Consider the following 12,230-nt stretch of genomic DNA (forward strand, 5'->3'; position numbering starts at 1 on the left):
GCTCTGAGCAAAAGCTCAGAGCCATTATAAGATAACAAATATTACATTTGTTGACCTTTAACACCGCTGTAACCGTATACAAGTGGAGCAGTAATGTTATTTTTGTCGTCTGTTGGAGTAACAGTCATCATCATTTCTGTGTAGCTGATAGTGATTGTTTCAATAGGACGATCGTTTTGTACTGACACTGAATAGCTAGAAATCATCGCATCTGTAAGTTCGATTTTCATGATTTCTTCAACTTTATCACCTTGTTTAGTGATATGGAAAATAGCTGGTAAGCCTTTACCAATTGTCGCTTCTTTGAAAAGATCCGGAGATGCTTTATCTTGAAGTTTAGTGATAGTAACGTCGCCAAGACGAGTAGAGCTAGACTCACGGTCCATTGCTGTACCAGTTGCTGCGCTAATTTCACGGCTTACGTTCCAATCTAAAGATAATACTGTGATTAAATCTTTGAAAGATTCAGCTGTAGTTTCGCCTTTGATTGAACCGTATTTTAAATATGTATTTGCTTGCATTTGATAATGCTCCTTTTAATTAAACAATGTTATCCATTTAGACTGGATTATTTACTTTGGTTTCCCAAAAATTCCTTTGAAATCATTATCTTTAATACAGCAATGAAAAGGCCTTCAGATTCCTTTCCTTAGATGAAGACAATGTCTCAAAATTCCATGTAGTGATTTAAGGCACCAAAATTATAATACCCTAAAAATAAAGAAACAACCTTAATACTAAGTTAAATTAAATAAACTTTAATTTAACTCAATATTAAATTCATTATCTTTAACTGATAGCGATATACTATTTATTTTTTTGTCATCAATCATGCTAGAAAGTAAAACTTCCGACAACAAAGGCAATAATTTATTTTGCAAAATGGTATGAATGTTCCTAGCACCGGACCCTGCATTTTGACAATTATCAATAATATATTCTATTACGTCATTTTCATATTTAAGCTCAGCATCGTAATGCTTATTAACGCGTTTAATTATTTTATCAATTTGTAGTGATGCAATTTCTGTAAGAATATCGTCACTTAGTGGAATGTAAGGTATTACATTAATACGCCCTAAAAAAGCAGGTTTAAATGATGCGAGTAAATCATCTTGTAATGCTTTTAATAAACCTTTGATACTAGGTTTACTTTCTTCGTCTTCAAATAAGCTCATGGTGGTATCAGTTCCCACATTAGAGGTCATAATAATGATTGTATTTTTGAAGTCGATATCACGGCCTTCACCGTCTTTAATTGTACCTTTATCAAACACTTGATAGAAAATATCTTGTACACCAGGGTGAGCTTTTTCCATTTCATCGAGCAACACTACGCTGTACGGTTTTCTTCTTACGGCTTCGGTTAATATGCCACCTTCGCCATAACCTACATACCCAGGAGGTGAACCAAGCAGTAGTGATACTTTGTGCTCTTCTTTGAACTCAGACATATTAATAATGGTGACATTTTCTTCACTGCCATACACTTCTTGTGCAAGCGAAAGTGCAGTCTCGGTTTTACCTACACCACTTGGACCTGCCAACATAAAAATACCGTTAGGTCGGCTTTCATCTGCTAGTTGGGCGCGAGATGTTTGCACTACCTTAGCGATTAAATCTAACCCATGGTCCTGCCCTACAACACGTTTTTTCATTTGCTGTGCAAGGTTTAAAATGCCATGTATTTCATCTTCGTGCATTTTACCTACAGGTATGCCAGTCCAATCTGATATAACCTGTGCAATAAGCTCTTCATCCACTTGCCAATGAACCATATTATGTTCAAAAGCAGTTAACTTTTCTTTACTCTGCTTAAGATTGGCTAAAATTTCATCTGATGAATTTTCTTGTTCTGAGTTAATAGACTCGAGTGCCTGATTAAGCTCAGCTACAATTTCTTTTTCTACTTTAAACTGCTCAGTTAACGGCGCTAACTGCTCTTCAATAGTTACAAGTTCAGTTTTAAGTGTATCTAGTTGCACTGAATGATCTAAACCTGTTTTTTGTTCACGGTGTAGCATCTGCACTTGTGTTTCTATTTCGCTTAATCGATTTACAAGTTGCTCTATAGTGTTTGGTGTAGATGCTTGGCTCATTGCCACCCGCGCACAGGCAGTATCTAATAATGCCACCGCTTTATCGGGTAGTTGCCTTGCCGTAATATAGCGATGCGATAAGTGCACTGCACTTTCGAGTGCTTGTTCAGAAATAAATACTTTGTGGTGTTTTTCCATTACGGGCACTAAACCACGTAACATAGCCACTGCTTTTTCTGGCGTTGGCTCTTCTACTTTTACCACTTGGAAGCGGCGTGTTAGAGCTGCATCTTTTTCAAAAAACTTTTTATATTCAGCCCACGTTGTAGCAGCAATGGTTCTAAGTTCGCCGCGAGCAAGTGCTGGTTTTAATAAGTTAGCAGCATCGTTTTGGCCTGCGGCTCCACCGCTACCAATCATTGTATGAGCTTCATCAATAAATAAAATAACCGGGTTAACTGAATTTTTTACTTCGTTAATTAATGATTTAAGACGATTTTCAAACTCGCCTTTCATACCTGCGCCAGCTTGTAATAGTGCTAAATCTAAGCTGTGAATTTTTACATTCTGCAGCACGGCCGGTACATCTTTTTGTGCAATTCTTAAAGCTAAGCCTTCAACTACGGCTGTTTTACCTACACCCGCTTCACCGGTTAAAATAGGGTTGTTTTGACGGCGTCTGGTCAAAATATCAACCATCTGGCGAATTTCGAAGTCGCGTCCTAAAATAGGATCTATTTTTCCGGCTTTTGCTTGAGCAGTTAAATCAACAGTAAATTGGTCAAGGCTCGGGGTTTTAGGGTTTGTAGCCGATTGGCTAGCCGTGTTTTGTACTGAATGATTACGCTCTTGCGATTGAGCAACTATTTCTGGCCACGCATGAAGCAACTGCCCTGGCTCTATTTTATTAAATAACTTACTGCAACGGGTTACTAAGCTCGATAAGGTATCGTCTTTTACAAGCGTATAAATAACGTAGGCACTGCGAATTTGATTATCTGTAAACTCAATACTGGTACTTAACCAAGATTGCTTTAATAAGCTAGTAACATGTACAGATAAACTAGGTGATGACTCACTACCGGTTTTAAACGCTTCTAAAGATTGATTTAAGTCTTGTTTTACTTTTTCAATATCAATGTCAAAAGAGCCAAAAATAAGTCTAACATCATCTAGTTGCTGCTCAATCATGGCAAGTAACCAATGTTCAAGCTCCACTGTAAAGTGGCTTCTGCTATTACAAATTGCAACCGCCGCCTCTAGGCTTTTTCTGCAATCAGGGCTTAGTTTTTCAACTAATTTATTGAGTGTCATCGAAGACATACAGTGTTCCTTTTAATTTTAATTATCCCTTAAACGATAACTTAGTAGGGTTAGATTTTGATTTGTTATTTTGTACCGCTAAAAAAGAATTTGCGCCTAATTGGCAGTCATTCTTAGCCAGCTGAGCGGCGCCTAAATGCTGAAAGTCAGTTTCAATAACTAAGCGGAACTGAATTGAGTTTCCAACGTAGTCTTTAGTAATTTTGTTTGCGAGTTCAAACAAAGCCCCTTTGGGTAAAAGAAGTTTTGCTTTTTTTGGATCGTTTGATTGTATATGCACTTCAATATTAGAAGAGACATCCCAAACCTTTTTACCTAGCATGGTATCTACACCTAGCTGCGCATGCTGACCTTCAAATAATACTTGGCTTGCAAGGCGTGTTTGCTCTTGTTGGTGAAGTTCATGCCATTGACCAACCATTTGTTTTATTTTTACTTCGCAACCTAGGTATGAGCTAAGCACACTTTGTAAATCAAATGCGTTACGAATTTTTCGACTGTACAAACCCGAAAAATGCAACTGATGCTCATTATAGCCACCACTTAATAGCCCCAATATTTTGGTATATGGGTCTTTATTTTTGTCATTGTTTACATGGTTTAATGAAGGCTTATATTTTTTCCAAGCTCGGTAATACAAAGAGATCAGACGATGATTAAACATGTCGTAAAAATCGCGCATGGTCGTGTCTTTATAGCGCAGCCTTTGCATAACCAGTTCACTATAAAATTGCGGTAATGCACCAGAGCAGCCAGTTAACCCCATAAATGAAACCTGCATATTGACCTTGTGCAGGCCATCTTCAAAGCCAGTTTCTTCTAGCTTAGTAATTGCATTTCCCGGGTAGCCAAACTTTTGTGTGGCCGTAAATTTTATTAGTTCTTGCTTTGGGTTGCTATCGTAACCGACGTGGCGATAATCTAAGCCACGCTTTTTAAGCTGGTTTTCAATAATGAAAACCGCTTTATAAAAATCGACTTGAGAAGCTTGGGCAATCAGTTGCTTTATCATAGTAGTGGTCTATCACCTACGCGCGCAGGCCACTGATAATATATTTGCTCTTGCTCTTTTAAACGCAAGCTCAAACGTGTGTAACTATTTATAGCGGCAAACTGAGCAAAGAAATGATCCAACACTGCGGCAAAAAAGAACATGCCACTGCCCGAAAAATCATCGTTAGCAAAAGTAATTTCTATCTCGCTGCCAGTTACAAAACTTACCCTGCCTTTTTGAATAACACGCGCGGTTGCAGGCTCAATACTAACGCGATATATATTATCTATTAGCCCTTTGGTTTGAGGCGATGCTCTAAAGTCATACAGACGAAGTACTTCTTTTAATTTATTACACGCATCTTCACCGCTAAACGTATCGAGTGTTAAATGATTAACAAGCTGCCAGCGCGTTGCATCGGCTAATACGGGTCTAACTGCATGTGTAAAAGGCGCTAAACAACGAATTTTTTTAATTACATCGCCGCGCTCTGGCATTAGTAATCCAAGCTCATCGTCGCCAAATGGCATACTCGCAGGTAAATTACGGTTGCTACAATGTGCGCGTACAGTGAGTACAGAGTTACCTTCACCATATTCCATAGCGCTGTTTTCAAATTTGGCATCTACCAATGACATAAATGTCTCGGTGCCAGACTCTACATAACCGCCCGCCCACGACGCTGTTTCTCTTCTTATATGCCAAAATAGGTCTTCGTGACCTTGATAATTTGGATGAGTTTGACCATAAAATGGCGCAACGACTTGTTTATTACCTTTGTGATCAAACGCTATAACCTCTGAAATACCAATCACTTCAGAAATTTCTGAGTCCATATAACGCGGTGCAAGTTGATACTCGTATTCACTTATCTCAGGGCGAATTGGCTCAAGTTCTTGTTCAAATAAGTTAATTATTGGCGTGCACCCGAGTAAAAACATATCCTCATCAACCTGTTTCTCAAGCTCACTTGACTCAGTATCAAGGTATATATAGATATCACATTTGTTGGCGTTTTTAGGTAGTGCGCCGCGTATACCTTCAAGTTCAAAAAAACGAAACTTCTCAGGAAAAGTAAAGTTTTCAACCAATAAACGATAACCGGCAGCAGAGCGCTGAGAGTAAGGCACAACCGCTTCGTGTGTTTCAAACCCGACCGCTTTTAATTGGTTTTTTGATAGGTATTTAATGCCTTCTTCGCCATTATCTATGGCTATACCAATGCTGTGTTTAAATAACAGTTCATACACTTTAAGAGTATGGTGCCACTGCCCGTTTATATATACGCGAAGTTTTTCTAAACCAGTTTCTGCAAGCGAAACGCCCTTGTATTCACCGGTTAGCTCTAACTTAAATATAGACTTTGCCTTTTCATGCCAACGCGGCTTAGGCGCTACAAAAGGGCTGTTATCAAACTGGGCTTTAGTAATTTCAATGGGCCAAAGGTAGGTTTCGTAACAGGTTTGAAACTTACATTGCTTCATAGAATCAACGTTAGTTTCAACTTCACTTGCTCTTGGGATGACAACACCCGCGGTTGAAAGGTTTTCGGCTTCTAATTTTACAATCGACATAGAAGGGATAGGTGCCTGATAATCTGGTAGCATCTGCCCTAATAAAGCATCCGTTAATTCAGGAAAACTGTCATCTAGCTTTTGTCTAATATTGGCTGTTAAAAATGCAAACGATTCAATAAGCCGTGATACATGAGGGTCTTCAACATGATCTTCACTAAGCTTTAAACGCCCAGCTACTTTTGGGTATTTCTCAGCAAAGTCTTTACCTAAATGACGCACAAATGCTAATTCACGATTGTAATATTTTAATAATTCATCGTTCATAATGATGCCTCAATAATCTTCATACCTAAATTTACGGGCTCTACCTCAGAATCAAAGCTTATAAATTCTGGCTCAGGATCAGCGTATAAAAGCGCATTAATACGCAAGTTTAAAACGCGATTAACCGGTACTTCTTCATCAGTAAATACTTCAACTTCTAAAAATCGTGGCTCAAATTTTAAAATAGTGTTTCTAACTGTCTCGCATAGCAGTGCTCGACCTTCGTGAGAACTGACCGACATACTTGAAAAATCGGGTAAACCGTACGATAAACACGATGTAGCAAGCTCACTATATTGTGTAGGCCACGTATGCCATTGAATTCGGGCGTTAAGCAGTGCTTCTATATCTCTGCGCACATTTTTACGTAGCTCACTTATAGTGATCCCTTCGGTACGCGATGGTGCATCTTGAAAGTCAGGCTCATCATCAATGAGCCTATCTAAAATAGATGCTTGAAGCTGCTGCTTATGTTCTATCATTATTGTTCAAATATAAATTATGCTGCTTCTACAGCATTAATTTTTAAATTAGGAATTGTGATGGCTTCATCATTTACAAACAGCATTTTCATGCCTTTACCAATAATGAATTCATCTTTGAGTTCAACCCAGTCCGAAACCTGACCTAATTTTTCAAGATCCGATTCAGCATTGGCATAGACAAGCGGTAAATGTGCAGTGCCTGAAGGGCCTTCTTTAATCGTTATTTCAACGCGTAGCCAAATGCTTTCTAATACTGAACTTACAGGCTCTACTTTTATCGATTCAATTTCATCAAAATTTGCCAAGTAAAATTCGCCATTTGTGCCTAGTACTTCTAAATAAGGGTTTAATGTATCGTCCAAATCGCGTGCCACAGACTCTGCATCACTTAACGTTGTAACTCTTAACGTTTCCATTTGCGCAGAAAGCTCAGCAGCTTCGTCTATTTCGCCCTCTAGCAATGCCACATGCATTTTTAAAAACAGCGTGTCTATCTCATCAGCATCATGAAATAATTTAGGGATCCCTTTACCTTGGTAAAAGTCTATTCGTGATTGCTGAGCACGGATCAAATGTCTAAGATTTACAGCACCTACAGCAAACTCAGGATTTTTTTGAACCATAAAGTCGAGTTGTTTGTCTGCTTTTTCTAGATCACCATTTATGCAAAGTAATTCTGAATAGATACTTCTTATATCAAAATTTAAAGGCTCGTCTTGAAGCTCTGTAGCACACAAAGATAGTGCTTCAGTTAGTTTTCCCTCGCGAATCAAGCTATGTATTTTCTTCATGGTTATTCCTTTATTTTGTGGTGAGGACTGAGCTCTGTTATTAATTTAATGCTCGAGACCATTTGATCTAATTGAAAATGGGGTTGTAGTTGTAAAACAGAAAAAAAGTGACCTGGATTTGCTTTGTTTTCACTTACTTTTATACGCGCATTACTCAGTGGATATTTACTTCTGATTTGCTCAGATGCTGAGTCTGACGCCGTTGTATAATTATTGATCCACGACTGTAAGTCGCGCTCGCACGCATGCGCATTTATGTATGAACCGACTCTATCGCGGGCAAGTATTTTTAAATAATGTGCAAAGCGAGATACGCATAAAATGTATTGCAACATAGATGAAAGGCGTGCATTTATATTAGCTGCACTGGATTCGTAATTTTTTGCTTTTTGTACCGATGCATTACTATAAAAAACAATATGTTCAGTATTAGTCACTGATGACGTTGGAATAAATCCAAGTTCAGAGAACTGCTTTTCAAATTTACTTGTTACTAATAAATCCAATGGCGGTTTAGCTTCTTTTTGGTAGATATCGTTTGCAAAGCTATCTTTTGCAAGCCCTGTGACTAGCCCTTTTGACACTTTACCAGGCTCTATCCCTCTAATGTGCCCAAACCATCCGCTATCACAGTAAGCCCTAATTATTGTTGATACAAACTGAAACGCAGCATTACCCCATAACATATCTGTTTCGGGGTTTTTTATTTGTTCTTTAAAATAAAAGTCTTGATGGCGTTTACCATCGTTACTGTAGGGTGCTCTAACTAAAACGTGCGGTAACGTTAAACCAACAAAGCGTGCCTCTTCCATTGATCTAAAGCTTTGCCATTTTACATATTCAGGTTGCTCAAATTGATTGAATAAATCTGCGTAGTACCCTAGGTCAGAAAAGTTATCTGCGCCAAAAAGGTTTGGAGACGCTGAACATATAAATGGTGAGAATGCAGCAGCTGCAGTGCGCGAGATTTCTTTAATAGTATCAATATCGTTATAAATAGTGCCATTAGATGACATATTACTAATTTCGTAATCGCCAATTACTACACCAAAAGGCTCGCCACCGGCACTATCAAATTCACTTTGATAGAGTAACTGAAAAAAGTAACTTTGGTCGAAATCTATCGCTTTGTTTACATCTTTAGAGAGGGTTGCCCAATCACAGTTTAATACTTTTATTTTTACTTTATTTTCTTTGTCGTATTGCTCTGTTTGGAGGGTTAACCACCATAAATTACGCCAGCTGGCTTCTAACTTTTGAAATCGTGTAGCATGAATAATGCTATTTAGCTGTTGAGAAATTAGCTGATCAAGTTCAACAATAATTCGTTGTAAATAAGGACCAAGCGATTCTTTTGTCCAAGAGATAGGTGAATCAGAAGAGCCTTCAAGCCACAATAACAGTGCCTTGTCTAAGTTTTTTTCGTTCAAAAACCTATCAAGCAAAGCATCATTATCGCTAATTCTAGACTGCGACTTTTGGTGAAAAGCGTAGTCTTGATTTATAAATGAAAACTCTTCGTGATTCATTTTACTGCATTATCCTTAACGCTAAAGACTAGTTAATTAACCAATCTCTGGAATTTTAGCTACAAGACGTAATGAAGAGGTAAGCTCTTCCATTTGTAGCCAAGGTCGTAACCATGCCACTGCGTTATAAGCGCCTGGCTGACCTGGTATTTCTTTAACTGATACTTTTGCATCGGCTAATGGGTAACGTGCTCTAATATCTTGGCCACCACCCTCGGTCGCATTTACATACGATAGAATCCAACGGTTTAACCATGACTCAACATCTTCCGCTTCCATAAAGCTACCAATTTTATCGCGCGCCATCACTTTTAAGTAATGTGCAAAACGAGACGTCGCCATTAAGTAAGGTAAGCGAGCTGAAATTGCAGCATTAGCTGTTGCATCAGGCGTTGAATATATTTGTGGTTTTTGACAGCTTTGGCCACCAAAGAAAACAGCGTAATCGGTGTTTTTGTAATGACACAGAGGTAAGAAACCAAGTTTACTTAGCTCAGCTTCACGACGGTCTGTTATGCCAATTTCTGTTGGGCATTTAAGATCCGGATCGCCATCATCACTTGTGAAAATATGCGTTGGTAAGCCTTCAACTTTACCGCCACCTTCAGCACCACGTATCGCAGTACAAAAACCGTATTGCGAAAACGCTTTGGTCATATTAGTGGCCATTGCGTAAGCTGCATTACTCCAGCAGTAGTCGCTATTATCAGTGCTTACTGAACGGCCTGCTTTTGGTTCAACTTCAAACTCTTCATAGTTAAACTCTTCTACAGGTTTAGAAGCTGCACCGTAAGGTAAACGTGATAAGAAGCGAGGCATAGTTAGCGATACAAAACGTGAATCATCGCTGTCTCTAAACGAGCGCCATTTTGTGTACTCTAATGATTCAAACACTTTTTCTAAATCACGAGGTTTAGTCAACTCTTCCCAGTTATCAAACCCGAATAAAGACGGTGAAGAAGCGGCAATAAATGGACAGAAACCAGCTGCTGCCACATTCGACATTAGGCTTAACGTTTCCACATCTTCTGGGTGGTTAGTAAATTCAAAGTCACCCACAATTGTGCCATAAGGTTCGCCACCAGGAGTACCAAATTCAGACTCGTAAATCTTTTTAAATGTTTGGCTTTGGTCAAACTCAACTGCTTTGCTTAAATCTTTATGTAGTTCTTTTTTCTTCATGTTTAAAACACGAATTTTAAGCGTTGAGCTGGTTTCAGAATTCATTACAAGGTGGTGCAAACCACGCCAAGAACCTTCTAACTTTTGAAACTCTTCGCTGTGCATAACAACACTAAGCTGCTTTGAGATTTTCTGATCGATTAATTGAATTGCTTCATTAAACGTCACAGTCATGTTTTTATTCCATTGAACTGTGCCTTTTAATGCCTCTTCAGTTAATGTTTTAAGTAGTTCTTCTGCACGACTTGCATCAGTTTGCTTAGTGGCGCCAATTGCTTGCTCTAATAACGATGAGCTTGCCTCAGCTGTTGACTCTAATTCAGTACTTAGTTGCTCTGCACTCATTTTTCAGTCTCCTCTAGCTTAAGTTCCTTAGCAATAGAATCAAGGCTTGAAGTATTGCTTAATACTTCTTCTAAAACATTTTCAAGCTCTTCTGAACGGTCAATCTTAGTCATTAAATCGCGTAATTTATTACGTGTTTCCATTAGCTTACGTAATGGTTCTACCTGATTAACAACTGCTGCAGGCTCAAAGTCATCGATTGATTTAAAGCTAAGGTTAACTTCAAACTCAGAGTCATCATCGCTCAGTGTATTTTCTACAACAAGTTTTAATGAAGGGCTCATGCGTTTTAAAACATCGTTAAAGTTTTCGCGGTCAATTTGAATAAAGCGTCTGTCTTTTAATGGTTTTAATGCTTCAGTGTTATCACCTGAAAAATCACCCATTACACCAACAACAAATGGTAATTCTTTTTTTACCGCAGTCCCTTCAGTTTCAACATCATAAGTGATGTGAACGCGAGGCTTACGTACTCGTTTTAATTTATCATGGATACTCATAGAGAACTCCTTTTACTTATGTTTCAGTTTCGCTGATCTTAATGCCAGACAACTTAAAGTACCCGGTCCTAGCATCACTATCTGTTATTAATTCATTTAATAATTCAGGCAGCGATAATTCGCTCCATCGAATCACTTGTTCTATCGTGTATGACATTGGAGAATGCGGTTCGGTTTTTCTAAAAAACGCCGCTATTTCTTTAAGCTTATTTATCGCATTCTCACGAGAATCAATTGCTTGGTTAATGGCCTTTTTAGGCGCTTCAACAGCATCTTGATCTTCATCGTTTTGAGTGAGTTGCTCTTGCGTTTGCTCAGAGATGAGAGCCTGTTCAGCTGCAACAAGTTTATCCGCTGCAATGTGGTTAACGGCTGCCAAACTTACTTCAAGCGCTTGTTTAATATTTGAGGTAGGTTGCGGCTGCCCAGTCACTTTATCCATCACATCGCTAAGCTGGGCAAACTCAGTAATTGCCTCTTCTATATCTTGCTTTAAGTTGACAAAAAATTCAGTGCTTGTTTCTGCAGCGCTTTTTTCGATTAATTCAAAATCGACCGCGCCTTGTGCTAGCTTTTTCTCTCTTTTCTCATCATTTAACCTTGAAATATCATAACCTTGCTGATATTCCCAAAATGTAAAAGGGTCTAAGCTAACACTGTCAGTTAACAGTATGCTTTTGATGGGGATAATAAGAGTCCCCTCACCTGCGGAGCCATTTAATCCGCCAAGAGCCGATACTTTGTCTGAAATTTCATCGTCTGCATCGAGGGTAGGGTATAGCGCGTCGAAATAATTATCTAATAAGTGGCTGGCCACTTTAAAGCCAAAAGCAAGCCCTTTAAAACCGTGAATTCGGCATAAAGCTTCAATAAACCACGCTAAATACTCAATGTCTTTGCTTTGTGATTTAATTGCGCTACTGCATTGCTCTAATAAAGGTAACCAGTCGCGAGCAAGTGATGAAATACCTTCTTCGTCTACTAACGCGTTTCTTTCAGCGGCACGAAGTTGGTTTCTTAAATCTTTTAAGGCGTAATAAGTCGACGTAGGAGAAACATCCGAGCGAGGGTCTAAACCTGCGATCTCAGTTTCAGAAATAGGGGAAATATACTCTTCAAATACAAACATTCCGTCGTCCTAATAATTATCCATAAAACTCCAATAAAGCGGAGCGGATTTCATATTACATTCTTTATATTA

10 protein-coding genes are annotated in these 12,230 nt (G+C 38.7%); all 10 read right to left on the reverse strand.

What is annotated here, in order from left to right; translation table 11 throughout:
• Positions 1-41 precede the first annotated feature (41 nt).
• Entirely contained in the window at positions 42-521 is a 480-nt protein-coding gene (locus PSH41_RS12725) for an Hcp family type VI secretion system effector (RefSeq protein WP_024032870.1), read from the reverse strand.
• A 237-nt stretch (positions 522-758) separates the two neighbouring features.
• On the reverse strand, positions 759-3,362 hold the full coding sequence (tssH, locus tag PSH41_RS12730; RefSeq protein WP_273589179.1) for a type VI secretion system ATPase TssH: 2,604 nt from the start codon (positions 3,360-3,362) through the stop codon (positions 759-761).
• Between the two features lie 22 nt (positions 3,363-3,384).
• Positions 3,385-4,374 carry a type VI secretion system baseplate subunit TssG gene (gene tssG, locus PSH41_RS12735; protein WP_126009403.1) on the reverse strand — a complete coding sequence of 330 codons (990 nt, stop codon included), beginning with the start codon at positions 4,372-4,374 and terminating at the stop codon, positions 3,385-3,387.
• The gene (gene tssF, locus PSH41_RS12740; RefSeq protein ID WP_273589180.1) at positions 4,371-6,197 is read right to left on the reverse strand and encodes a type VI secretion system baseplate subunit TssF; all 1,827 of its coding nucleotides are present in this window, start codon (positions 6,195-6,197) and stop codon (positions 4,371-4,373) included. Before tssF ends, tssG begins: the two co-directional genes overlap by 4 nt.
• Positions 6,194-6,679: a type VI secretion system baseplate subunit TssE gene (gene tssE / locus PSH41_RS12745; RefSeq protein ID WP_064387136.1), complete on the reverse strand. Its 486-nt coding sequence runs from the start codon at positions 6,677-6,679 to the stop codon at positions 6,194-6,196. The genes tssF and tssE overlap by 4 nt, the downstream gene beginning before the upstream one ends.
• Before the next feature lie 17 nt (positions 6,680-6,696).
• Entirely contained in the window at positions 6,697-7,473 is a 777-nt protein-coding gene (locus PSH41_RS12750) for a type VI secretion system accessory protein TagJ (RefSeq protein WP_126009407.1), read from the reverse strand.
• A gap of 2 nt (positions 7,474-7,475) precedes the next feature.
• Positions 7,476-9,002, reverse strand: coding sequence for a type VI secretion system contractile sheath large subunit (tssC, locus tag PSH41_RS12755; protein ID WP_273589181.1), 1,527 nt, complete (start codon positions 9,000-9,002; stop codon positions 7,476-7,478).
• Positions 9,003-9,038: 36 nt separating this feature from the next.
• Entirely contained in the window at positions 9,039-10,529 is a 1,491-nt protein-coding gene (gene tssC / locus PSH41_RS12760) for a type VI secretion system contractile sheath large subunit (RefSeq protein ID WP_024032877.1), read from the reverse strand.
• Positions 10,526-11,029 carry a type VI secretion system contractile sheath small subunit gene (gene tssB / locus PSH41_RS12765; RefSeq protein WP_024032878.1) on the reverse strand — a complete coding sequence of 168 codons (504 nt, stop codon included), beginning with the start codon at positions 11,027-11,029 and terminating at the stop codon, positions 10,526-10,528. The genes tssC (PSH41_RS12760) and tssB overlap by 4 nt, the downstream gene beginning before the upstream one ends.
• A gap of 16 nt (positions 11,030-11,045) precedes the next feature.
• A complete protein-coding gene (gene tssA, locus PSH41_RS12770) occupies positions 11,046-12,158 on the reverse strand; it encodes a type VI secretion system protein TssA (RefSeq protein WP_273589182.1) in 1,113 nt (370 codons plus the stop codon).
• Positions 12,159-12,230: the final 72 nt, after the last annotated feature.

The organism is Pseudoalteromonas sp. CST2 (genome assembly GCF_028599385.1).
In the GTDB taxonomy this organism is placed as follows: Bacteria; Pseudomonadota; Gammaproteobacteria; order Enterobacterales; family Alteromonadaceae; genus Pseudoalteromonas; species Pseudoalteromonas atlantica.